Consider the following 24,503-nt stretch of genomic DNA (forward strand, 5'->3'; position numbering starts at 1 on the left):
AGAAAAAACCCCCCCTTGTCTGGGGAGAGGGGGACCGGCGTGGGTGTGCCCTCCCTGCCGCGTTGGGGACGGTCTGCCGGGGTGCGGCGGCGCTCCGGCGGACGCGCCGCCCCACGATGTGTCCTGCGAAGCCGATCCTTCTCGCCCGGCGCGGCGCGCACCCGCGGATTGGGATCATGTTGATGTGGCCACTTGAAGAAGTCTTCACATCACGGGCGCGCGTCGGCCCGGGCGCCGGGCCGGTCACACCTCCAGCTGTTCCTCGATCCGCTTGAGCTGGTGGCGGGCCATCGCCAGGTTCGACCGGGACTTGTCGAGCACGAGGTACAGGAACAGGCCGTTGCCGTTCCGGCCGGTGACCAGCCGGATGAGGTGGTACTGGCTGCCGAGCGTGATGAGGATGTCCTCGATCTGGCTCGTCAGGCCCAGCAGCTCCATGGTGCGCACCTTGGCCCGGATGACGTCCGTGTTGCCGGCCGCCGCGACGGTGAGGTCCAGCTCCTTGCCCCCGCCCAGCGTCCCCAGGGCCATGCCGCTGGAGTAGTCGACGACGGCCGCTCCGAGGGCCCCCTCGACGCCGGTCATGATCTCCTTCAGCGACACTTCCACACTCGCCATGGCTGTTTCCCCTTCGGTCGTTCCGTCGGTCGCGTCGGCCCGACGGGGCGGCGGTTCCCGCCCGGTCCGGTGGCGGCACCGTAGGCAGGCGGTGTCGGCGCGGAGGCGCGTGTTTCCGGGGGTGATTTCTAATGACCGAATGATTGCTTCGGAGAACGATTGTCTGATCGCCGGATGTTCGGAAAACTCCGGCCGGAGCACTCCGGGACCCGGCCGCCACGGCACCGGCGGCCCGGGCGCGTGTCCCGGGGCCCGCCCGCGCCGTCTCCCGCGGCGGCGCCTTCGCGGGAGACGGGCCCGCACGACTCGTGCGGAAGCGGGGGAGCCCGGCCCGCAGGGCCGGGCCGCCACGGCCGCGCTGCCGGCGGAACACCCCGACGTGGACGCAGTGCCCGCCGCCGACGACGACACGGCGGCGGGAGCGCTGCGCACCGTGCGGGAAGCCGGCCGGCGGGTCCCGCCGACGTCGCCGTGGCCGGCTTCGACGACCTGACGGTCGCCCGGATCGCGGATCCGCCGCTTGCCCTTTTGCTGATGCCGGTCGCGGTGCCGGGTTCATCAGGACGGTCGTGGTCGGCACGCTCAGGACGGATGCCCGGCGAGGACCGAGCCGTTTCAGCGGGCTCATGGTGCTCCTGGGCGGGGCGGCCGATGGATCGGCTCAGGGTGTGGACACCTCGAACCGCGTGACGCGGACCGCGCCGCCGAGGGCCTGAGTGGCGTGGTTGAAGAGGGCGAACCGGTAGCCCATGAAGAACCGCCAGTCGTTGCCCATGGAGAAGGCGGGTCCGAGACGGGTGAACGTGCTGCCGTCGGTGCTGTAGGAGAAGGTCCCGGGGCGCGGTGCGCCGGGGCGGATGTCCGCGTTCGCGCGCAGCCAGATGCGGCCGCCGGAGACGGGCGCGCTCGCGATCTCGGTGCCGGTGCCGGTGGTGTTCCAGTTGCTGTCCATGGTCAGCCCGGTGACCATCACCACCCGTGTCGCACCGCCGTCGCGCTTGAGGCCGATCCAGGCGGAGGAGTCACGCAGCAGCGCAAGCCCGGCCCGGTCGCCGTCCCGCATCGCGGAGTGGTCGAGCTGGACCGTGGCGGTGGAGGCGGGGCCCTGGATGCGGTGCGTGAGGGTGTTGCGGGCCCAGTAGAGGTCATGGGTGACGGTCGCGGTCCGCAGCGTCAGGCCGTTGCCGACCGACCACTTGGTGGGGTCGGGGTTGTGGTTCCACTCCCACCTCGGTTTCAGGGTCGTGCCGTCGAAGGTGTCGACGCCGGTCATCGGGGTGACCTGGCGGGGCGGAGCGGGTACGGCCGGACTGGGATACGTGGTGCCCCACGCGCCGTTGACGAGCTGTACGACGGGCCAGCCGTCCGCGCTCCAGGCGACCGGTGCCAGGGCGGGCATGCGGCCGCCGGGGTAGGCGTCGACGAAGGCCATGTAGTACCAGGCGCCGCTCTGCGTCCGCACCAGCCCGCCCTGGTGGGGGACGCCGCCGCCGGGGATCGGTCCGCGCAGGTCGAGGAGGACCTGCCGCATCGTGTACGGGCCGAAGGGGCCGCTCGAGGACTTGAGGACGTACTGGCCGTTCGCGGGGCGGGTCAGGAAGATGTAGTACTGCCCGTTGATCTTGTAGAACCGGGCGCCCTCCAAGGTGCCGACGCTGGACGGTGTCCTGAACACCTCCTGCGTACGGACCTGGCTGCGGCCGTCGGGCGAGAGCTGGGCCACGCTGATGGTGGTGTTGCCGTACGCCACGTAGAGGGTGTCGTCGGTGTCGACGAGCAGGCCGGCGTCGTAGTAGGGGGTGCTGATCGTCGTCAGCCTGTTCCACGGCCCCTCCACCGCGGTGGCGGTGTAGAGGTACGTCCGGGCGAAGTCGATCTGGCCGAGCCAGTAGAAGGTCCTGTTGCTGGGCCGGTAGGCCAGTGACGACGCCCAGATTCCTCTGACGTAGCCGCGGGCGCCGTTCAGGTCGTACTTGGCGCCGAAGTCGAGGACGGGCACCGAATGGCCGGCGATCTCCCAGTTCACCAGGTCGTACGACCGTAGAACGGGCGCGCCCGGCGAGTAGTGCATCGTCGAGGCCGAGGCGTAGTAGGTGTCGCCGACGCGAAGGATGTCGATGTCCGCGAAGTCCTGCCAGATCACCGGGTTCGTGTACTGCGCCGCGGTCGCGAGGGCGGGCCCGGGGGAGAGGAGGGCGCCGGCGGCCAGGCCGGTGGCGGCTGCGAGCGTGCGGCGACGCGTGAAAGATTGATGCGACCATGACAGATCCATGGAGGTGTCCACCTCGAGTTCGTCGGCCGGAGTGACTCTGTCGCATTCGAAATATCGAACGTAGTACGACTTGTCGAGCATTCCGGATGATAGGAGGTCGGCGTACCCCGTCAACCCTCCTCGCACCAGTCGTGCGCCGCTTCAAAATGTTCGAAGTGCCTGACGCGGAGTCGGTGCGCCTGAGCCCTGGTCCCTTGCCGATCACGCGACACGTCCTGCTCCCCGAGGAGGTGTTGACATGACCGGTCGCCTCTCTAGTATCCGTGGGGCGTCTGAAGTTTCCGAACGGCAGCCGAAATTTCGAACTCTCCTCTCTTCCTTGCCGAAGGAGTCCCGGTGCCCAGACGATTACGCGGACGACTGTTCCGCTTCCTCACGGCCGCCGCGCTGACGGTGACCGCGTCCGTGACGGCCTCGGCGCAGTCCACCGCCACGGCCGCGCCGGGCAGTCCGGCGCTCACCCCACCGCTGGGGTGGAACAGCTGGAACAGCTTCGGGTGCGGGATCACCGAGGCCCAGGTCCGCCAGGCCGCCGACGCGATGGTGTCCTCGGGCATGCGGGACGCCGGCTACCGGTACGTGGTGGTCGACGACTGCTGGTTCGACCCGCAGCGTGACGCGCAGGGCAACCTGCGGGCCAACCCGACGAAGTTCCCGAGCGGGATGAAGGCCCTCGGGGACTACATCCACAGCAAGGGCCTGAAGTTCGGCATCTACCAGGTGCCGGGCGAGCGCACCTGCGCGCAGACCGTGGGCACTTACCCGGGCTCCACGGGCAGCAGGGGCCACGAGGTCCAGGACGCCGCCACGTTCGCCTCGTGGGGGGTCGACTACCTCAAGTACGACTGGTGTTCCTCGAGCGGCACGCGTGACGAGCAGGTCGCGCGGTTCAAGCTGATGCGTGATGCCCTGCGCGCCACCGGTCGGCCGATCGTCTACAGCATCAACCCCAACAGCTTCCACGCCATCACGGGGTCCACGTACAACTGGGGCGAGGTCGCCGACCTGTGGCGGACGACCGAGGACCTGCTCGACATCTGGCAGAACGGCAACACCAACAGCTACCCGATGGGCGTCGGCAACGTCCTGGACGTCAACGCGCCGCTGGCCGCACAGTCCGGCCCGGGGCACTGGAACGACCCCGACATGCTGGTCGTCGGCCGCCCCGGCCTGTCGCTGACCGAGTCCCGCTCCCACTTCGCCCTGTGGGCGCTGATGAGTGCCCCGCTGATGGCCGGCAACGACATCCGCACGATGTCCGCCGACGTCAGCGCGATCCTGCGCAACCCGCGCCTGCTGGCGGTGAACCAGGACTCCCGGGGCGCGGGCGGACGCAGGGTGCGCGACGACGGCGACATCGAGGTGTTCGCCAAGCCCCTGGCGGACGGTTCGGTCGCGGTGGGGCTGTTCAACCGGGGCGGGAGCGCGGCGACGGTCACCACGACGGCCGCCCAGATCGGTCTGAGCGGAGGACCGTTCACCCTCACCGACCTGTGGACCGGCGGCACGTCGAGCACGTCCGGGCAGATCTCGGCGAGCGTCCCCGCGCACGGCGTCGCCGCGTACCGGGTGAGCGGCGGCAGCCCGCTGGCCGCCACCACCTCGCGCCTGCGGGGCAACGCCTCCGGCCGCTGCGTGGACGTGGACAACGCCTCCACGGCCGCCGGCGCCGCGACTCTGCTGTGGGACTGCCACACGGCCGCCAACCAGCTGTGGACCACCTGGGCGGGCGGCGAGATCCGCGTCTACGGCGACAAGTGCCTGGACGCCTACAACCAGGGCACCACCAACGGCACCCGTGTCATCACCTGGCCCTGCAACGGCCAGGACAACCAGAAGTGGACCGTCGGCTCCGACGGCTCGATCCGCAGCGTCCGCTCCGGACTGTGCCTCGACGCCAGCGGGGCCGGCACCGCCAACGGGACCCCGCTGGTGCTGTGGACCTGCAACGGCCAGGCCAACCAGAAGTGGACCCGCACGTGAGCGACGCGGCACCGGGCCATGGGCGGGGCGACAGCACCCCGGCCACGGCCTCCCGCACGGCTGCCGCATCCGCCGGCACGGCCGCCCCCGGCTCCGGCTCCGGCTGCGGCTGAGTGCCGTGCCCGCCCGGGAGATCTCCGGGCGGGCACGGTCCCGGCTCAGGGCGTCGTGCCCGTCACCGTGGTTCCCCACGCGGTGAGGCAGTGCGTCGTCGAGCGGCCCGCGACCGTCGGCGCAGCGCTCCCACCGCACTCTTGGTGCAAGGTGTCGGAACGGCGGTCGCAGCAGTCGGGGGACGGGGAAGGCGACCGTGCCGGCCGATCGGGAGGACCTCCGGCGGGCGAACACCGTGAGCCTGGCGCCGGGCCCGGGTCGGTGACGGTCGCGTACATCGCCGAGTCCGCGGGCGTCTCCGTTCCGGTCGTGTCGAAGGTGCTCAACGGCGGGTCCGGGTCTCGGACGAGTCCCGGGCCCGCGTCGAGCAGCTGATCCGTCAGCACGGTCACAGCCAATTCCCACGGGCCGCGTCACATGGGTGGAGCTCGTGTTCCGCGAGCGGGAGCACATGGGGTCCGTGGTGATCTTCCGTCAGAAGGACCCCAGGGGTACGAGGGTGGCGGGTAGGTGCCCGTGGGTGAACCGGGAGCGCGCCGAACGGTCGGCGGCTCCGAACGCGGGCCTGCAAAACAACGGACGCGAACGGCCTTGGCAGGGCCCGTCTGTACGATGCTCGGGCGTCTTGCCTCACGTACCTGGCCGACAACGGGGTGCCGGACCACTGCTCGCCATGTGGGCCGGGCACACCGACGTGAAGACGGCGAAGAAGTGGTACGTGAAGCCGGACGTGGCGGACCTGCTTCCAGCGGCGGAGGCATGGGGAGGTCTCGCAGGGGGCGTGTGACAGATCGTGACAGACGAAGGTGTGAACCCGTGACCGAAGCCAAGATCGAAACGCTGCAATACCGCTTTGACGGGCCGGAACACCTTCCCGTGCTGATCTTGGGACCGTCCCTCGGTACCACCTGGCACAGGTTGTAGAGACCGTCCAGGGGCGTCTGTGCCAGTCCACTGAGGGCATGAAAATGCAGGTCGGAGCCTCTTGGTCCGAGAGTGTCTACCCAGTTGGTGATGGCTGTGTGATACGCGGGTGATATGGCGAGGCCCCGCCGCGGTCCGTCATGGCGGGGTTTCTGCCCGGATCCGTGAGACGTCGAAGCCGCACCGGAGCGTGCCGGTGCGGCTTCGACGTGAGGTCGAACGCGTCGGCGCGCATGATGCGTCGGTGCTCCTGAGCGGTCCGTGTGTCTGTAACTTTCTCGGGTGCCTGATTTGCGATCGCACCCGCTTATCCGTCCGTACCGGGGAGCGTCTTTCTCCCAGCGCGACGAGACAGGCTCATGCATCTCGATCGCTGCTTTGCCCGAGGGGCCGACCACTTGGCCGGGCTCACACGGCCATGGTGGTCATCAGAAGCGGAGCCGTAGGCTATGAAGCTTGAAGATCAGAGTCCGTGAAATGTCGGCAGCTTCATCGCCATCCAGACGGAGACCGGCCTCACCGCCGATGACATGCGACTGGCCATCGGCGAGTTCCTTACGGCGTGCGACGAATACTAAATGGCCCTGCTGTACATCTTGGGGCACGGTGTAAGACGGGTCAGAGACGGCGGCGAGTTCCACGTCGTCGCCCGGGACACCGACTTCGACCGGGTGGCCGAGACCGGTGTCAGCGCCGGTTTCTTCGATGAGCTGTTGGAACAGTGCGCCGCGCCACAGAAGGTCGTCATGATCGACTGTTGTCGCAGCAGTGGCTTCGCCGTCGGCCGCACCTCCGACCAGCAGCCGAACGGCGCCGTGGCCAAGTCTGGCGAGCCGGCCCTGCTGACCAGTAGAGGCATGATGACCGCCGACGGCCCGCTGGACGACCTCGGCACCCGCATACGGCCGGAAGCCGGCACGCCCCCTGCGCCGAGCAGACAAGGGACGACAAGAGCGGGGCCGACCCGCCGCCCGTGAGGGTGGCAGGCCGGCGAGGCCGCTCCGGCTTCCAGTGGCAACGCCGTGGCCTGCCCACGTCGAATCGCCACTACGCGTCTTCAGCGGGTGCGTGAGTCAGACCTCTGGGGGACTGCACCGCAGTTCCGTTGCAGAACCGGCTCCGCCCGACGCGTCATGTGGCCGGTCCCCGCCCCTGTTTCAGGCCAGCTTCGCGGTCAGGGTGATGGTCGTGCCGGTCAGGGCCTGGCTGACCGGGCAGTTCTTCTTGGCGTCCTCGGCGGCGGCGACGAAGGTGTCGTTGTCGAGGCCGGGGACGGTGCCCTCCACCGTGAGGTGGATGCCCTTGATGCCCTCGCCGGGCTGGAAGGTGACGTCGGCGGAGGTGGTGAGCTTGGTGGGCGGGGTGCCGGCGCCGGTCAGGCCGTGCGACAGTGCCATGGAGAAGCAGCTGGAGTGGGCGGCGGCGATCAGCTCCTCCGGGCTGGTCCTGCCGTTCGCCTGCTCGGCGCGCGACGGCCACGACACCGGCTGCTCGCCGATGCCGGACGAGTCGAAGGTGACGACGCCGTTGCCCTCGAGCAGGTTGCCTTCCCAGACGGTGTGCGCGGAGCGCGTGGTTGCCACGGTGGTTCCCTTCGTTGAGCCTTCGGCCCCTGATCGGGGCAGCGAGCCCATCGGATCACAGGAGGACGTGGCACGGCGGCACGGTGTCCCACGGCGATACCGGCGGTCGTGCGGTGTCAGCACCGCCCGCGAACGCAGGCCCTTGCCCGGACGGCACGCTTCACGAAGTTGATCGTCGTTCACTTTTGCGTAATCGTGTACTGCATGCTGTAGGGCACGTAAGGCAGTAAGGCGAAGGGAAAGTGCTCCGACAGATGATCCCTCAGTTGCTGGAGCAACCCTCTCGGGCCGGCTTGATCAGTCGCCAGGCCGGAGCAGCGTGCCTTCTCGTCTCTCCACGTCGGCTGCGTCACGCTGCGCGCATCGACCCAGCGCGTCCCGGACGACCCGTGCAGATATCGTGATCTGTCGTCATCGAGAGCCGGTACACATGCTCGTCGTCAGCGCATCGCTCGGGCGGCAGTCGAGTCGGCCGCCCGTTTCACCCGCACCGCACGAAGGAAGCCTCTTCCATGGAGTCCGTCCGCGTTCTGCTGGTCGACGACCAGCAGATGATCCGCACCGGTTTCCGTCTCATCCTCGAATGCGAACCGGACATCGCCGTTGTCGGTGAGGCGTCCGACGGCGACTCCGCTGTTGAGCAGGTCTTCGCCCTGCGGCCGGACGTCGTCCTGATGGACGTCCGCATGCCCGGCACGGACGGTGTCGAGGCCACCCGGCGCATCCTGGAGTCCGGTGCGGAAGCCCAGGTCGTGATGTTGACCACGTTCGACCTGGATCGGCACGTCCTGGACGCTCTCAGGGCCGGGGCCGTCGGTTTCCTGCTCAAGGACGGGCCCGCACAGTCTCTGGTGGAGGCGGTACGGATGGTGGCCGCCGGTGACGCGGTCCTGTCCCCCCGTGTCACTCGGCGGCTTCTGGACCGCTTCGCCCGTCTGCCTCAGCCGGCCGTCGGGGCCGCGTCCAGGCGGCTGGAGCATCTCACGGCCCGCGAGGTCGACGTGTTGCGTGCGCTGAGTCGGGGGCTGTCCAACGAGGAGATCGCTCAGGAGTTGGACGTCAGCAAGAACACGGTCAGGACACACATCGCTCATATCCTGGAGAAGTACCATCTGCGTGACCGGGTACAAGCGGTGATCCTGGCCTACGACGCCGGCCTGGTCACACCGGTCGGGCACGCTTCCACCGTCCGCTGACAGGCTGCTCCTCCCTGACGGCCTCCCACGAACGAGTCGTCAGCGCATCCGGGGCGCGAGATCAGAGGCGCAACGGCGACTGCGCGGGCGGCACCTCGTACGGCACGGCCTCGCGTACACCCGAGTACCTGGTCCGGCCCCACCGGTGTACGGCGTCGACAGAGACCCCGTACGGCGCCAGACGTCCGTTCAGACGCATCACACGGGCTTGCAGCGCCCGTTTGCTCACCGGCCTCCCGGCGGTGCCGAGCAGCAGACCCAGATCGTGACAACACCACTCACGGGAAGGCAGGCTTAGAAGTTCCAACAACACCTGCTGAGAAGCCTGGTGAGGCACGACCTGCGGACGACTCTGGGACGGTGCCCGCAGGCGTTGACGCCTCGAAGAGAGATCGATCCACCTGCGTTCGGCGACGATCCGTCCGGCCAACTCCCTAGGAGGGGTGTCCCGGGGGAGCACGTTGACGGCCCCCGCACGCAGCGTGGCGACCACGTCCACGTCCCGGGGGGCCAGCACCACGACCGAGGAGATCGTGCTGAGCACGCGCACGCGCTGCTCAAGTCGGTCCGTTCCGCCGTCCTCTGACACATCGAGGACGGTCAGTCCGTCGGGCCTGCGCAGCAGCGACATGTAGGCCGGTGCGGAACCCCATGAGTGGGACAGGGCCGGCAGCACGTGGTACGGGCGCATGGTGCGCAGCAGACGGGCTGTCTTCTGCCGGCGCAGTGAGAGGACGACATCGACGGGGCAGGAGGAGGACATCGCAGTTGTGGGCATGGGCATGGGCATGGGCATGGGGGTGGTACTCGTGTGGCGGGGGGTGGTACTCGTGTGGCGGGTCCGTTCCATGCTCGGCACCCCCGCGCGCCACCGGCTGCTCAAGCGGTGGTCGCCATGTGCTCACCTGTGCTCAACGGCGGCCGCCGAGGGTGCAGGGGCGACGAACTCTCCGCCCCTCGTGGGCGGCCGCTCTTGGTGATCCACGGACGCATATGCTCCTCTCGGAGTACTCCCGTCGCGGCCGCGCTCCGCGCTGTCGCGGTCAGCGGCCCGGGCGCGTCGGGCGAGACGGAGAGGCGGAGTGAGTGAGCACGCGCGGCGGCAGCCTGGGCCGGCGGTTGGAACGAGTCCGGGAGCGTTCATTCCTCGGACGCAGGCATGAGCTCCACTTCTTCCGCGCAGCGTTGCACGGAGCATCCGGCGCCGCCTGCGTTCTCTACCTGCACGGTCCGGAGGGCACGGGCAAGTCGATGCTCTTGCGCCGGTTCGCGCTGGAGGCCCGTGCCGCAGGCCGCACCGTCGTACGGGTCGACGGGCGGACCACGCCGGCGACCGCCGATGCGTTCATGCGTGCCGTACGTCCCGTTATACGGGAGCCTGGAGCCGTTCTGCTCGTCGATTCCTTCGAGCACTGCCGGTCCTTGGACGGCTGGTTGCGTGAGGAGTGCCTACCCCGCCTCCCCTGGGGCACCGTGGTCGTCGTGGCGAGCCGCCACGAGCCTGACCCTCACTGGCCGGCCGACCCGGGCTGGACGGGGCTGCTGCGTGTACTGCCCCTCGGCGGTCTGAGCAAGCCCGACGCAGCGGCGTTCCTCCGGCAGCGAGGCGTGCTCCCTCACCTGCACGACGCCCTGCTGGAGTTCACCGGAGGGCACCCCCTGGCTCTCGCCCTGGCCGCGGAGGCGGCGGTGCGCACGGAGACCGATGGCGGTGCCGATCACGCGGATCCTCCGCTGGGCCAGGACGCCGTCGCCACTCTGCTGCGCCGCCTCGTCGGTACCCCGCCCGACGAGGCTCACCAGGCAGCCCTGGACGTGTGCGCCCAGGCCCGTGTCACTTCGGTGGCGTTGCTGCGGGCGGTCCTCGGTGACCAGGGCGAGGATCTCTTCCTCTGGCTGCGCGACCAGCCGTTCGTCCAGACCACCCGGCTCGGTGTGGCCCCCCACGCCGTCGTACGCGAGGCGCTGAGAGCCGATCTACGCTGGCGTGATCCGGCCGGATTCGCAGAACTGCACCGGAGGATCCGGGGCCACCTGCTCGAACGGACGAGGCTCGGGCCCGCTTCCCGCGTCCTCGAGACCGTGGGGGACCTGCGGTTCCTCCACCGCTCCGGGCGCTTTCTGGCAGATGCGCACGGCCGGGCGTCGGGCGGCCGGGCCGAAGAGCTGCCCCGCGCGGTCGGGCACGAGGCGACGCTGATCCGCCGGATACGCCGCCAGGAGGGACCGGAGTCGGCGCGCATGGCCGCGCACTGGCTGCGCGAGCAGCCCGAGTCCTTCCTTCTGCAACGCCTCGGACCTGGTGAGGATGACGTCGGATGTTCGGCGTGGTTGAGGCTCATGCCCTTCGAAGGGGAGGCGGAGGACCCGGTCGTCGCCGCCGCCTGGGCGCACACCAGGAAGCACGGTCCGGTGCGGGCCGGCGAGCACATCGCGCTGGCGCGGTTCCACGTCGGCGAGTACGGCGATCACCGTCCCTCCCCCGTGATGGACGCGTCCCTCGGGCGCATGGTGGGGGAGATCATCCGCGACGACAGACTGGCCTGGGCGTTCGCCGTCCTGCGCGACGACGGCTTCTGGGACTCTCATCTGCGCCACCACGCCATGGAGCCGACGGCCGGCACGGTGACCGTCGACGGTCACCGTCACCGTCTCTTCGCCTGCGACCGGCGTGCCCTGCCCGCGGTGTTCGGGGGTGCGGCGAACGCTCCCTTGCTCACCGGCGCCGCTCCTGGTCCAGCCCGCTCCGGGAAGGATCCGTGCACGGCGGCGGAGATCCTGGTGCTGGGCGAGGAGGAGTTCGCCGTCGCCGTGAAGGCCGCTCTGCGAGCCTTGCGCCGGCCACGTGAGCTGGCGCTCAACCCGCTCCAGCGCAGTCGTCTCGTCCTGGCGCACGGCATGGGTCTCAAGGACGTGGTCACCAGCGCGATCGGCAGCCTGCCGCTCGAGCGCGGTGGTGACAAGGGCTACCGGGCGGCGACCGCCGCCTACGTCGAAGGGGCCTCGACGCAGGCGGCCGCCGCTCGGCGCCTGGGGCTTCCCCTCAGCACCTACCGCCGCCACCTGGCGTGGGCGACACGCCGGATCACGCGGATCATGTGGGAGCACGAACTGTCCGGAACCCCGCTGCTGTCACCCGCGGACCGGCCGCGGCGTTGACTCAGGTGACCGGGAGAGCGAGGACGGTCCCGGCCTCGTCGTCGTGGGACCCGGTGCCGTCCTCGTGGCCAACGGGCTCGGCGAGGACGCAGGAGCTCCGGTCGTCCGGCGGGGGCGGGCCGTACACGGACGGAAGGGGGAGGGCGGCATGCACACAGTAACCGCCTCCGGGCCGGTGACCGGTGTGCAGTGTGCCGCCCATGGCCGCGACCCGTTCCCGGATCCCGACCAGCCCGTGCCCCGCCCCCCGGTCGAAGACGTGGGCCGGTGAAGGCGCGGCCTGCTCGCCGGGGCCCGCGTCGCAGATCCTCAAGGAGAGCCTGCGGCGGTCGTGCTCCCACGTCAGCGTGACGGCGGTGCGGGTGCGGCCCGCGTGCTTGAGCGTGTTGGTGAGGGCTTCCTGCACGATCCGGTAGACCGCCAGTTGCGAGCCGGCCGACAGGTCGACCGGTTCCCCGCTGATGGCGCAGTGGACCTGGAGACCGGCGGCACGTACCGACTCCAGCAGCGCCGGGATGGCGTCGATGGTGGGCTGCGGTGGCTGCTTGCTGGGGTCGGTGTCGTCCTCGTCGTCGGTGCGGAGCACGTCCAGCAGTTGCCGTAGCTCGGCGACGGTGGCCCGGCCGGTCTCCTCTATGGTGCGGTGCAGTTCGTGGGCCTTCTCCGGGTCGCGGGCCTGGACCCGGTCGGCGGCGATGGTCTGCACGACCATGAGGCTGACGTTGTGGGCGACGATGTCATGCAGTTCCCGGGCGATGCGCGCGCGTTCCTCCATGACGGCGGCACGGGCTTTGGCGAGCTGTTCACCCTCCAGCGCCTTGGCGCGCTCCAGCGCCTGATCCTGCATGGCGGTCCGCGTTCGTACCAGCCGGCCGAGGGACCAGGCCGCGGCCGTCAGCACCGCCTCGGTCGTGCCCGCGGCAAGCCAGTGGCCCGCGGGCGCCAGCACGGCTTCCGTCACGGACAGCGCCGGAACGTGGAGGAGCGCCACAAGAGCGGCGGTGCGGTGCTCGGTCCGCACGGCGGTCAGGAACAGGGCAGTCGCGGCGCACAGGTAGGTGGGGCTGATCGCGGTCCCCTGCGGCCCCACCAGGTGGGGGACGTAACTCAGCGCCTGGAGGATGCTGCAGGTGACCGCGACCACCACGAGGCTCGCCAGCGGGAACCGGTGATGAACGGTAATGGGCGCACCGCAGACCAGGATGAGCGCGACCCACCAGCCGCCCGGCGCGTTGTGCAGGGCCTCGCTCGCAGGGACCAGGGAGGGCAGGGCCAGGCACCAGCCTGTCAGGAGAACGCCCAGGGCCAGGTCGGTCAGGGCGGGGGGCAGACGGCGGCGCGGCCACGAGTTCAGTGCGCTCATGACGGTCCACGGTAGACCGCGCCGGCCGACAGCGGCCCGCCGGGACACCGGAAGACGGCGTACCCCTCGTCCGTGGGTCAGCGCGAGCACGGACAGTCCGGATGTCGGTGCAGGAGCGTCCGGGGGCACGTACTCGTTCTCCAGGACGAGCAGGAGAGCGACCTCGTCCGGTCGGCCGATCCGCGAGTTCGCCTCGAAGGCGGAGCTCGCCGACGACCGGGACGGTTGGACTGGAGGGGTTGACCGATCCCTTCGCAGAGGAGTTCCGGTGAGTCCGGGACCAGTCCCTACCCGAGCCGAACCAGTGAGCGGCAGCAAGGCCACGGACCCCGCCGGCTCCTGTGGTGACGGTCTGCTCGGCGAGCACGTGGCCGCCGCACGTGCCCGGGCCTTCGTCGGCAGGGCGGCCGAGCGGGATGCGTTCCGAGCGGCGCTGGCGGGAGAAGCCGAAGCCCGTCCCGTCCTCTTCGTGCACGGGCCCGGCGGTATCGGTAAGTCCGCCCTGCTGCACCGCCTGTCCTGGGACGCGACCGCCGCCGGCAGGACGGTGGTGTGGGTGGACGGTGCGAGGACACCGGCGGACGCCTGCGGTCGCCTGGATGCGTTCCGTGATGTCCTTGACGATCCCGCACCCGTCCTGTTGGTCGACAGCCTGGAGCGGTGCACCGGGCTGGAGGCGTGGCTGCGCGAGAGCTTCCTGCCCGAGGTGCCGGGTGATGCGGTCGTGGTCATGGCGTCCAGGACCCCGCCGCAGCTCGGCTGGAGAACCGATCCCGGCTGGGCCGCCTGCGCCCGGTCGATGAAGTTGCCCGCGCTCAGTGCGGAGGAGACCAAGAGGGTCCTGGGCGACCAGGACGTGCCGCCACCTTTGCACGTCTCCGTGCGGGAGTTCGCGGGCGGCAATCCCCTGGCTCTGTCCCTGGTCGCGGCCGCCGCCCGCACAGGTGGGGAAGCAGGGTGGTCCATGGACGGGGGCGTCTCCCGACGGCTGACCGCGGTCCTGTTCCACCGTCTCGTCGGCGGCCTTCCCACCGAGCAGCACCGACGGACTCTGCAGGTGACCGCCCGGGCGGGGACCGTCACGGAGGAGTTGCTGCGCGCCGAACTCGGCGCCGGCGCGGCGGCCCGGTTGTTCGCGTGGCTGCGCGCGCAGCCCTGGGTGACGGCCGTCGGATGCGGCCTGCGGCTGGACGAGGCGGTACGCAACACGGTCGCGCACGACGCCAGATGGAACGACCCCGACGGGTTCGCCGCTCTGCACGAGCGCCTGCACGACCACCTGGTGGAGCAGATACGCACCGTGCCTTTCGACCGCGCCCTGGACGCTGCGGCAGCCCTGCACCGCTTGTACCGGGACATCACGGCGCTGCCACCCGCCCATGAGTGGACCGCGCGGGACAGCCACGAGGACGAGGCGTGCAGACCTGTGGACGAGGCCACCGTGCTCGGCCTGATCGCGGACTGCGAAGGGCCGGAGTCCGCGGAGAACGCACGGTTCTGGCTGCGTCACCAGCCGGAGGCGTTCAGGGTCCGGCGGCCAGTCCCGTACGGCCCACCCCGAGCCTGCACGGCCTGGCTGAGGCTGACGGCGTACGAAGGGGAGACAGCGGATCCCGTGCTCGCCGCCGTCTGGGACCACGTCCGGCGGCACGGGCCACTGCGGGCGAACGAGCGGATCTCGGTGGCCCGCTTCCACGCCGGCCCGCGAGAGCGACGGGACGCCTCATCGGCCGTGGCGCTGTCGCTGCGGTGCCTCGTCGCGGAGACCGTGCGGACCGGCGGACCGGCCTGGGTGTTCTTCGTGCTCCGGGACGACGGCGTCTGGGACGGGGCGCTGCGCCGGCACGGGCTGCTTCCCACGGAGCACCGCTGGGACGTCGGTGGCGTTCCCCAGCGTCTGTTCGCCCGTGACGTGCGGGTCTTTCCCGCTTCCGACTGGCTGCGCGGGCTGCTGCGCTCCGTGTCGGGTGAGGGCGACGGCCGCGACCCCTGTCATCGGGTGAACGGTGCCGGCCTCGTCCGCACGGATGAGGCGCGGACGCCGACGGGGGTACTGTCCGAGCGGGAGTTCGCCGACGCCGTGCACGCGGGACTGCGGGCGTTGCGGCGGCCGTCGGAGCTCGCGCTGAATCCGTTGCGGCGTAGCCGGGTGGCCGCCGTAGGCGGTGAAGACCTGGCGGCCGTGCTCCAACAGGCCGTCTACGAGCTGGCCGAGGAGCAAGGTGGGCACGGACCGCACCAGGCCGCGGTGACCGCGTTCGTCGAAGGGACGGCCACGCACCAGGCAGCGGCCGAACGACTGGGTGTGTCACTGAGCACCTACCGCCGTCATCTCAGGACTGCGGTCGAGCGCGTCTCGGCTCGTCTGTGGCATGAGGAGGTGTACCCGTCCGGTGTGCCGGACGCGTACACCTCCTCCGTGGGCGACCGGGAACAGAGCCGCGTGGAGCGCTGACGCACGAGGGCGGCAGCCGGAAGGGCGGCACCCTCGTGCGGGTCTATGCTTCGCGGACTAGGCGCGATTCCTCCTGGTGGCCGAGATCGCAGCGGATTCCGCGCGAAAGGATCGGCTCATGGATCGCATGCATGTTCTCGTCGCCCTGATCGCTGTTGTGGCCCTTGCCCTCACCGCGTGGACCAAGCCTCTCAAGGTGTTGTCCTTCTGGCCCCTCGTCATCGTCTGCATGATCTCCTACCCCGTGGGCGCACGGCTGTTCTCAGCGTTCGAGAAGGGGCGGTCCGGCGGTGCGTGGGTCGAATGGACCTTCCTGCTCAGCGTCGCCCTTCTGATCACCGTGCTCGTCGCGTCGGCCCTCCGGTTCCTCACGTCCTCCCGAGGCCCACACACCGACCGTCACGCCTACCACCAGGACCCCGACGCGTGAGTGTCCCTCTCCCGTAGTCCGGTGAACCTTGATCTGTGACGGCCCGGGGTTCCCCTGAGTTCGGAACGCTGCTGCGGCCCCGGACCGAGAGGTCGTGTCGGTGAGCGGGGCGCGGGGCGCGTGTTCCGAACAGTCCGTGTCGTTCGGCAGTGTCGCCGACACGGCTGTTCAGCACCATGCTTCGACGGTCAGCTTCGTCATGGACGACAGCCTCCCGCTCCGGCCGGGCCCGCACGGGAATGACTCCCTTCCAAGGGGCCGGGATCCTGCCATGGGGGACGACACCGCAAATGACGGTGACGAGCCCCGGTCGGTGGCCCCGCAACGGCTGTCGGCGGTTGCCGCACTCCTGCACCGTGCCCTGCCCCCGCCTTCCCTGACCCCAAGCCGAGGACCACTATGCCCGCCCCCGCCCCGATGACCACCGCACCCCATCGCCCCCGCCTGCCGCACACCGGGACCCGCACCCTCACCCGTCCCGCTACGCTCGATGACTTCGACGCGGTGAACGCGCTGCACAACCGCTGCTCGCTCGAGACGCGCTTCGCGCGCTACCAGGCCGCCCGGCGTTCCCTGCGCCGGGGCGAGTTCCACCACCTGACCCGCCCCGGCCTGGGCCTCACCTGGGTCACCCACCCGGAGGACGACCCACAGCGACTCATCGCGACCACCAACCTGGTCCGCACGACCGAGCCCAGCACCGCCGAACTCGGCATCATGATCGAGGACCCGTGGCAGAGCCGTGGCCTGGGCACCACGCTGGCGCAGTACGCCCGGGAGCAGGCCCGCACCTTCGGCTGCTGCTCCATGAGTGTCATGACCGGCTTGGACAACGTGCGCATGCTGAGAATCCTGAGGACCCTCGGTGCCTCCCGGCCCGCCGTTCACCGCTCGACCGCCGACCTCACCGTCCCCGTCGAGCAGCCGTAGCCGCTGCTGCCGGGCACCGGTGTCCTCCAGGACCGCACCGATCAGCTCGGGATCGATGATCTCGGTCAACTCGCCCAGATGGCCGGGCGCGTACACGTCGAGGGCTGTCGCACCGGACCTGACGCTGACAGGATTCTGCGGCAACGGAACCTCCGGGACACTCGCAAAGGTTTCGACACCATGCGAACTACCAGAGGTCCCGCCTTCTCGACAGGGCGCACGAACCCTTAACGCACTGGCGTTGCACACAGTGGGACGCCATCTCGGCGCACCGTGGCCGGTGACCGGTATGCGTCTGGTGAACGTCCGCCCAAGCACCGGGTACGGCGGTTGCGGCGGCGTCGCGGAGGGGCGGTGGTTCAGCCGAGGGTGTAGCCGTACTTCTCGGCAACCTCGCCCATGGCGACCACATCGGCCGGGTCGAGGGGAGGGCCGACCTGGCCCCGGACACCGGGGCGGCCGATCTCCTGGAACATGCCGTCCATGCCGCCAGGCACATAGAGGAAGTACATGCGGGCGGGGTGGTCCGGGCTGGTGTTCTTGAAGGAGTGACGAACGCCCTGGGGGACGTACACAACCCCTCCGGGTTCGACGTCGAACTGCTCGTCACCGGCGGTCACACGAAGTGTTCCCTCAAGAAGAACGAACGTCTCGGACTCGCCATGGTGGGTGTGCGGCGGGGGGCCGGCATCGGCCGGAACGACGGCTTCGGCCAGGGACAGTTCACCGCCGGTGTCAGCGGCGCTGAGCAAGGTGGTGTAGGTGTCTCCCACGAGGAACACAGGGGATCCACCGTCCGGCGGTATGTGCAGTGGGGGCAAAGACATGGTTCGTACTTTCTTGCGGGTGCGGGGAGCGCTGTGTTGCGCCTTGCTTGCGGGAAGAGGCGTGGCCTGTGCCCGAACCACGGGCACGTCGGCCGCCACCTCGCGCCCATCCGGTGCCGGGAACGGTCGAAGAGCAGTCGGCGAAGATGCTCGCCGGACGGGTGGCGAGAACAGCGCCGCTCGTGGAGGGCGTGGCGTTCTCGGGGGTGTCGCGGGGGTGTCGCCGGGGCAGTGACGGCGGCTCGCCGGATCGGCCCGTTGCGTCGACGACTGCGGAGCGTGTGGTCTCCCCGGAGTCGCCGGAGGATCGTCTGCCCGCCGTTGGAGCCGGGTAGTTCCCGCCTCCGTGGGTCCGTCCGCCAACAGCATGAAGGGGCGGCAGAAGCGGGCGGCCGCGGTCAGCTCCTCGGGAGCCCTGCTGCCGCTCGTCTGCTCGCCGATGCCGAAGAAAACGAAGGCGACGGCGCGTTCGCCCTCAAGCGGGTTCCTTCCCAGACGGTGGGTGCAGGCACGGTGGGTCCCATCCTCCTCGTGTATCGAGCCTCGCGTCGGGGCTGCGGGACATATCCGAGCACACGATGCCGCGATACGGCGGCGCGCCCGATATCCCTTTTCTGGGGAATCGATCGCAGGGTCGGCGGCCGCGTCGCCGACGGTCGAACGCCGCCCTCCAAGGAGCGCCGGTCGCTTCACCCATCAGTGAGGTTTGCTTCCGTAAAGGTGTGTTCTTGGAGCGGTGTAGGTGGGTGAAGCCAGGAATCACGTGTGGAGGATGCCGTCCGAGTGACCTTCACGTTGCTTCAGTGACTGATGCGGCGCGACTCGTCGATCGCCGGCAGGAGCAACGCGCCGTCTCGTCCGTCCGCGAACCCCGTGTCTCGACGGCACGGATCGTCGCAGTGAGATCACGGAACGACCCGTGCGGGTTTCGTGACCTGCTCTGCTGGTGGTCTTCGTGGTCGTACCTGCCGAGCAGCAGCGCACGGGGAGCGGACAAAGACCCGGCGGTGACTGTTCCGGGGCCCGGCCCTTCCGCGCTGGGCGGCCTTGCTTTCGGGGTCCTGGACGGCAGGCGAAGAAGGCTGGGCGGAGTCGGCCCGCGCAGGGCAGCGGCGGCGCAGTCCACCGCGGGTCCGCGATCGCGACTGCCGGCTTCGCGGCCAACTCTCCCTCTGATCGCCCTGGTGGCAGGCAAGCGGAGGGCCGCTCAGAGAGCCGGCGTCACCGACGGGCGGACCAGCCCACTCTCGTAGGCGAAAATGGTCGCCTGCACACGATCCCGTAGGCCCAGCTTGTTGAGCACTGAGCTCACGTGCACCTTCACCGTTCCCACGGCTACTTCCAGACGCGCGCCGATCTCCGCGTTGCTCAGGCCCGTGGCGACGAGGACGAGGATCTCGCGTTCGCGGCTGGTGAGGCTGTCCAGCGCCCCTGTGATCTCCGGAGCGAAGGAGGCCCCCCGAGCGAAGGCTGCTATCAGACGCCCCGTGACCGCGGGCGCGAGGACGCCGTCACCGGAGGCGACCACCCGTATCGCGGCCAGGAGGTCCTCCGGCTCGGAATCCTTGAGCAGAAAGCCGGAGGCCCCGGCGCGCAGAGCTTCGTAGACATAGGCGTCGAGGTCGAACGTGGTGAGCACGAGAACCCGGGAGCCGCTGCCGTGACTGGTGATCAGCCGGGTCGCCGTCAGTCCGTCCATACCCGGCATGCGGATGTCCATGAGCACCAGGTCGGGCGCGAGCTGTGCCGACATCGCCACAGCCGCGTCACCGTCCGCTGCCTCGCCGACCACGGTCATGTCGGTTTCGGCCGTCAGGATCGCCACGAAACCCGCGCGGACGATCGCCTGATCGTCCACGACCAGCACACGGATACCGATGGTCCTGCTCCTCTCTTCGCCCGCACCCGGGCCACTGTCTGCGCCGCATCCTCCCATGGAGGCGGTGCGCGGGACCCACCAGGTCGGCGTGCGCATCCAGAGGCCGCCACGCAGTCGCCGACCTGTCGGCACGGACACTTCTACATGCGAGGGGTGTTCGTCACGACGGCTCTTCGAGGCGCTTTCGGCGCTCTGCCGGCGTCCAGGCTTCCGAGCAACTGGCGCATGGCGCTCAGTGTCGCCCGCGTAGCCGCGGCCACCTGCTCCAGGCTGCCCTCCTCAGCCGAGGAGATCATCCGGTCCGTCTGCCGGAGCACCGTCTCCCGCAGACCGACGGCGACTCGCTGCCGTTCGCCGTGGACCATGGCCCTCGTGCTCGACAGCACAGTGGTGAGGGCCGTGTCCTCCCGGCCCAGTTCCCGCCTGCGACGCCTGTGCATCAGCCATCCCGCCCCCCAGGCGGCCGTGCATCCCAGGCCGGACAGGAACAGCGTCCAGCAGGCGAGAAACAGCACGAGAAAAGGCCCGGCCGGGTCTCCGAGCAGCGTCCCGTCGGCGGCGAAGGCGGACGTGAAGGAGATCGCCGACGGGAGAACCGCGGCGGGCACGGACAGAAACGACAGCCGTGAGCCCGCCGGAGATGTCAGTGGATGCGCCGTCGGCAGCGGGACGTGTCGGCCGGAGGGCACGGGCGCGGTTCTCAGGACCCGGCCGTACGCCGCGACCGCGTAGACCGCGGCCGGTGCGACGATGCCGCCGCCGAGGAAGCAGATCGCGGAGGACGGCGGCAGCGCACCACCGCGGAGCAGAACCGGCCACAGGAGGGCGGCGGCCCCGGTCACCGCCAGGACCGCCCAGGGCGCGTGGCGGCGCCACAGCAACGGCAGTGCGTGGAGGGTCAGCACCGACACGAGCAGCAGGCATGTGCCGGCCCCGTAGCCGGCGTCCTCCGCCTTCGTCAGGGCGACGCCCGACGCCACCGCGGCGGCCGAGCCGAAGACCGCCCTGTCCGCGATCCGCTGTTCGCGAGGAAAGTCGCGCCGACGCCCTGGGCTCGGCCGAGGGCCGGACGCGGCGTCGGGGAGCACGGCGTGTACGCGCCAGCCTCCGTCGGGGCGGGGTCCCGCGGACAGCCTCCCGCCGAGGACGGCGGCACGCCGATGCATTCCTTCCACCCCCCGGCCGGAGCCGATCCCCGCCGTGCCGGTGTCCGTGCCGCCGGGCGGCCTGCCGTTGTCGACGGTCAGATGCAAAGTGTCCCCGGCCCGTTGCACCCGCACGCTGACCGCGGCGCCCGGCGCGTAGCGAAGGGCGTTGGTCAGGGCCTCCCGGATGATGCCGTGGGCCGCTTCCGCCGCGGGTCCGGTGAGATCAGCGGGCAGGGAGACGGAGACGGGGCGGCCCAGCCTGCCGAATCCGGCGATCAGCGTCTCGATCGGAGCGGTCATCGCCTGGGGAGCCGGTGGGTCGTCCACCTGCATGACCGCTACGAGACGCCGCAGTGCGGACTGGGTCTCCCGTGCGGTGCGGCGCGCGAACGCGAGTGCCTCCGCGGCCAGGTCGGGCCTGCTGTCACCGAGCCTGCGGGCGGCCTCGACGGATACCACGACGGAGGTGAGGTGGTGCGCGCTGATGTCGTGCAACTCACCGGCCAGCCGTTCCCGTTCCGCCTCGGCGGCCTGCGCCTGCTGCTGCTCGGCACCGGCCAGCCGCTCCGCCGTGGCCTGCCGTTCCCGCAGCCAGTGCCGGCGGCCGGTGCCGAGAGCGGACACCAGCAGAAAAGGGCCGACACCAGTGAGCCAGTCGGAGAGGAGAAGACCGCCGACGCCGTGCCGTGCGGCCGCCTGCAGGAGCTGGACGACGGCGACAGCCGCGGTCGCGCCCAGGCCGACGGGCCAGCTGCACAGAACGGTGACGGTGAACAGCGCCACCATGACCGCCAGCCCCGGTACCAGGCCCAGCAGGTCGGGTGGCGCCAGGATCTGTCCCACCACGGACACCGCGACGATGACGCCCAGGGCGGCGAGCGGTGCCCGGTGACGCCGATCGAGCGCCACCACAGCGAGCGCCGTGGCACAGAAAGCGGTGATCCACTCAACGGTGTCCGGCGGCTCCTTCGAAGACGCAACGACGCTGAACCACAGCAGCAGTTGCGCTCCCATGAACAGTACCGGCAGTGGCCTGACCCGACGTCCTTTCCCCATTGGCGCAAGTGTATGGCCGGGCGTCGCCCTCCCCGACACCGCGGGGTTCAAGGGGTCACGCGGTGCCGGCCCTGCGGTCGCGCCACCGCTCTATGTCCCGCGGACTAGGCGACGATCCTTCCGGCGGGCGACGGGGCGGCACGTTCAGCGCGAAAGGATCGGCACATGGATCGCGTCGTCGCGTCGAGCCTCCGGGGGGATCAGGTCCTTCCAGGGCACACGCACCGACCGGTACGCCCACCACCACGACTTCGTGTGAGCGGCCGTCCACTGCGCCCGTATCACCCACACCAACTGGAGACCGGCACAAGCATGCCCGCACAACCTCGCATGTCCCGGACCGCTGTCGCCCTGGCGTCGCTCGCCGTGCTGGCGGCCACCGCGGTGACAGCCTGCAACCCCGAGACCGCCGACGACGCTCGCGGCGATGCCGCGATACCCGCGGTGCCCACCGCTCTCAGCGAGCAGGAACTGAAGTGGAGCACGTGCTCCGCTCCGTCCACGGCTCAGGGCGGCGGAGACAGGCCCGAGAAGCTGCCGGACGGAACGACGTGGCAGTGCAGCACCATGAAGGCTCCGCTGGACTACGCGGACCCCGACGGCGAAACCATCGATCTGGCCCTGATCCGGGCGAAGGCGTCCCCGGACTCCGGCGAGAAGCGCCTCGGGTCCCTGGTCTTCAACTTCGGCGGCCCCGGCGGCTCCGGGGTGCTCACCCTCCCCCTCGCCGCCGGCGACGAGTACATGACGCTTCACAAGCGCTATGACCTGGTCAGTTTCGACCCTCGCGGGGTCGGGGACAGTGCCGGCGTGCACTGCCTGGACACGAAGGCCATGGACGCCTGGCTGGCCGCGGACGCCACCCCTGACGACGCCACGGAGGAGAAGGCCCGCGAGCGTGGGGTACGCGCGTTCGCCCGAGCCTGCCAGAGCGAGTCGGGCGCGGTGCTGGATCACGTCGGCACCCAGGAGGCCGCACGTGACCTCGACCTGATGCGCCACGTCCTGGGCGACGAGAAACTCAACTACTTCGGCATCTCCTACGGCACACAGCTCGGCGGCGTCTACGCACATCTCTTCCCGAAGCGTGTCGGGCGCTTCGTCTTCGACGCCGTGGTCGACCCCACCGAGGACGCCCTGCACGGTGCCCTCGGCCAGGCGAAGGGGTTCCAGGGCGCACTGCGCAACTTCCTGGAGGACTGCGCACGGCAGGACTCCTGCTTCTTCGAAGGCACGAACCCGCAGCAGGGCGAGAAGGACATCATCGCGCTGCTCGAGCGCCTGGACACCGACCCCCTGCCCACGGAGTTCGGGCGTCCCCTGACTCAGAGCCACGCCCTCAACGGCATCGCCGCCGCCCTCTACGACCAGGAGAGCTGGCTGCTGCTCAGGGGCGGACTGGCCGCCGCCATGGACGGCGACGGCAGCGCACTGCTGCTGCTCTCCGACCTCCTCAACGAACGGATCGACGACGACGGATACGCCAACATCAACGCAGCCAACACCGCGGTGAACTGCGCGGACTACAAGGACCGCTTCACCCTTGAGGACGTACACCGCCACCTGCCCCGATTCCGCACGGCATCTTCGGTGTTCGGCGACTGGATGGCCTGGGAGCTGCTCCAGTGCACCGGCTGGCCCGCTGACGGCCACGCATCCACCGTCGAGGTGTCGGCCGACGGCGCGAACCCAGTCCTCGTCATCGGCAACACCGGTGATCCGGCCACTCCCTACGAGGGTGCCAAGAAGATGGCGGACGAACTGGGAGAGAAGGTCGGCGTCCACCTCACCGTGGACGGCGAGGGGCACGGCACCTACGCCGTCAACGACTGCCTGACCGAGCTGGTCGACGCGTATCTGCTCGACGGGACGGTCCCGGCGAACGACACCGTCTGCTCGTGACGTTGGCGTCCCTGCGGCTTCCCTGAGCCACCGTCCCCAGCGGCGGGCAGGTCCGCTGCCCGCCGGCGTGGACGGTGAGGTGAACCCGCCCGGCCTCAGGCCCGACGGATCACCAAGGTCTGCGTCCGGCGGGTCGCCGCCCGCACGGCTCAGGGACCCGGCCGTTTGGAGCCCGGCGCCGGTCCCCCGGCGGCCACGACGTCCCACCCGCCCCGGTGCTCCTTGTGCTGTGGGCGCGCCCCTGCCGAGGTTCCGTAGGCGCTGAACGGTTGGGGGCGGATGGCACAGCGCGGACAGTGTCCGCTCACCGTTGACCGGCCCGTGCGACACGACGGTCCGACCACTACATCGGTGCCGATGACAGCCGGGGCTCGGACGGAGACCCGGCTGGGTGCGGTACCCCCGGGTTCGGGCCCCGAGGGCACCGTCCAGGGGCGGCATCCGGTCCGGTGAGGCGGCGGGTCCGGGAACCGCCCCTCGTACGAAGGACGACGGTCTCGTCACGGACGGGTCTCTGATCAGCGGTCAGGAGGGGACCGGGCCAGAGATTGTCGCCCCCGAGTTCCGGCAGACCGTTTCCGCTGCCCGCCCGGACAACGCTTCTGCTCCGTCCGATGCGCCTCGATGGCCGGCATCCGCACCGGACGGACTCCGCTGCCGAGCC

General features: G+C 70.3%; 16 protein-coding genes. 8 read left to right on the forward strand and 8 right to left on the reverse strand.

Annotated features, from left to right (window positions below; all coding sequences use genetic code 11):
- Positions 1–243 precede the first annotated feature (243 nt).
- Entirely contained in the window at positions 244–618 is a 375-nt protein-coding gene (locus ACZ56B_RS00840; protein ID WP_468784823.1) for a roadblock/LC7 domain-containing protein, read from the reverse strand.
- 661 nt (positions 619–1,279) lie between these two features.
- Positions 1,280–2,890: a glycoside hydrolase family 43 protein gene (locus ACZ56B_RS00845; RefSeq protein ID WP_468785017.1), complete on the reverse strand. Its 1,611-nt coding sequence runs from the start codon at positions 2,888–2,890 to the stop codon at positions 1,280–1,282.
- Between the two features lie 336 nt (positions 2,891–3,226).
- Here ACZ56B_RS00845 and ACZ56B_RS00850 point away from each other — a divergent pair, with 336 nt between their 5' ends.
- Both ACZ56B_RS00850 and ACZ56B_RS00855 read left to right on the forward strand, forming a co-directional pair.
- Entirely contained in the window at positions 3,227–4,873 is a 1,647-nt protein-coding gene (locus tag ACZ56B_RS00850; RefSeq protein WP_468784825.1) for a glycoside hydrolase family 27 protein, read from the forward strand.
- 1,616 nt (positions 4,874–6,489) lie between these two features.
- Positions 6,490–6,888 (forward strand): hypothetical protein, encoded by a 399-nt coding sequence (locus ACZ56B_RS00855; RefSeq protein ID WP_468784827.1) that lies wholly within the window; start codon positions 6,490–6,492, stop codon positions 6,886–6,888.
- 180 nt (positions 6,889–7,068) lie between these two features.
- Here ACZ56B_RS00855 and ACZ56B_RS00860 read toward each other — a convergent pair whose 3' ends face one another.
- Entirely contained in the window at positions 7,069–7,494 is a 426-nt protein-coding gene (locus tag ACZ56B_RS00860; protein WP_055469927.1) for an OsmC family protein, read from the reverse strand.
- A 512-nt stretch (positions 7,495–8,006) separates the two neighbouring features.
- Between ACZ56B_RS00860 and ACZ56B_RS00865 the strand changes: the two genes are divergently transcribed.
- A complete protein-coding gene (locus tag ACZ56B_RS00865; protein ID WP_468784829.1) occupies positions 8,007–8,690 on the forward strand; it encodes a response regulator in 684 nt (227 codons plus the stop codon).
- Between the two features lie 61 nt (positions 8,691–8,751).
- Here the strand turns inward: ACZ56B_RS00865 and ACZ56B_RS00870 are convergent, their stop codons facing one another.
- Complete coding sequence (locus ACZ56B_RS00870) at positions 8,752–9,468, reverse strand: hypothetical protein (protein ID WP_468784831.1); 717 nt, start codon at positions 9,466–9,468, stop codon at positions 8,752–8,754.
- 407 nt (positions 9,469–9,875) lie between these two features.
- On the opposite strand from ACZ56B_RS00870, the gene ACZ56B_RS00875 reads away from it, so the two are divergent.
- Complete coding sequence (locus ACZ56B_RS00875) at positions 9,876–11,849, forward strand: P-loop NTPase family protein (RefSeq protein WP_361568174.1); 1,974 nt, start codon at positions 9,876–9,878, stop codon at positions 11,847–11,849.
- Position 11,850: 1 nt separating this feature from the next.
- Here the strand turns inward: ACZ56B_RS00875 and ACZ56B_RS00880 are convergent, their stop codons facing one another.
- Positions 11,851–13,212 carry a sensor histidine kinase gene (locus ACZ56B_RS00880; protein ID WP_398621213.1) on the reverse strand — a complete coding sequence of 454 codons (1,362 nt, stop codon included), beginning with the start codon at positions 13,210–13,212 and terminating at the stop codon, positions 11,851–11,853.
- Between the two features lie 304 nt (positions 13,213–13,516).
- Here ACZ56B_RS00880 and ACZ56B_RS00885 point away from each other — a divergent pair, with 304 nt between their 5' ends.
- The 3 genes from ACZ56B_RS00885 (at position 13,517) to ACZ56B_RS00895 (ending at position 17,027) form a co-directional block, all read left to right on the forward strand.
- A complete protein-coding gene (locus ACZ56B_RS00885) occupies positions 13,517–15,667 on the forward strand; it encodes an AAA family ATPase (RefSeq protein WP_468784834.1) in 2,151 nt (716 codons plus the stop codon).
- Between the two features lie 118 nt (positions 15,668–15,785).
- Entirely contained in the window at positions 15,786–16,097 is a 312-nt protein-coding gene (locus ACZ56B_RS00890) for a hypothetical protein (protein ID WP_061441721.1), read from the forward strand.
- Positions 16,098–16,514: 417 nt separating this feature from the next.
- Entirely contained in the window at positions 16,515–17,027 is a 513-nt protein-coding gene (locus ACZ56B_RS00895; RefSeq protein ID WP_282869533.1) for a GNAT family N-acetyltransferase, read from the forward strand.
- A 359-nt stretch (positions 17,028–17,386) separates the two neighbouring features.
- Here the strand turns inward: ACZ56B_RS00895 and ACZ56B_RS00900 are convergent, their stop codons facing one another.
- The 3 genes from ACZ56B_RS00900 to ACZ56B_RS00910 form a co-directional block, all read right to left on the reverse strand.
- Positions 17,387–17,809 carry a cupin domain-containing protein gene (locus tag ACZ56B_RS00900; protein ID WP_468784837.1) on the reverse strand — a complete coding sequence of 141 codons (423 nt, stop codon included), beginning with the start codon at positions 17,807–17,809 and terminating at the stop codon, positions 17,387–17,389.
- 1,252 nt (positions 17,810–19,061) lie between these two features.
- Positions 19,062–19,733 (reverse strand): response regulator, encoded by a 672-nt coding sequence (locus ACZ56B_RS00905; RefSeq protein WP_085571308.1) that lies wholly within the window; start codon positions 19,731–19,733, stop codon positions 19,062–19,064.
- Between the two features lie 140 nt (positions 19,734–19,873).
- On the reverse strand, positions 19,874–21,937 hold the full coding sequence (locus ACZ56B_RS00910; protein ID WP_107485854.1) for a sensor histidine kinase: 2,064 nt from the start codon (positions 21,935–21,937) through the stop codon (positions 19,874–19,876).
- A 312-nt stretch (positions 21,938–22,249) separates the two neighbouring features.
- Between ACZ56B_RS00910 and ACZ56B_RS00915 the strand changes: the two genes are divergently transcribed.
- Positions 22,250–23,839, forward strand: a complete 1,590-nt coding sequence (locus tag ACZ56B_RS00915; protein WP_468784839.1) for an alpha/beta hydrolase — start codon at positions 22,250–22,252, stop codon at positions 23,837–23,839.
- The last annotated feature ends 664 nt before the right edge of the window (positions 23,840–24,503 follow it).

This window comes from Streptomyces sp. NPDC034670 (assembly GCF_055574875.1).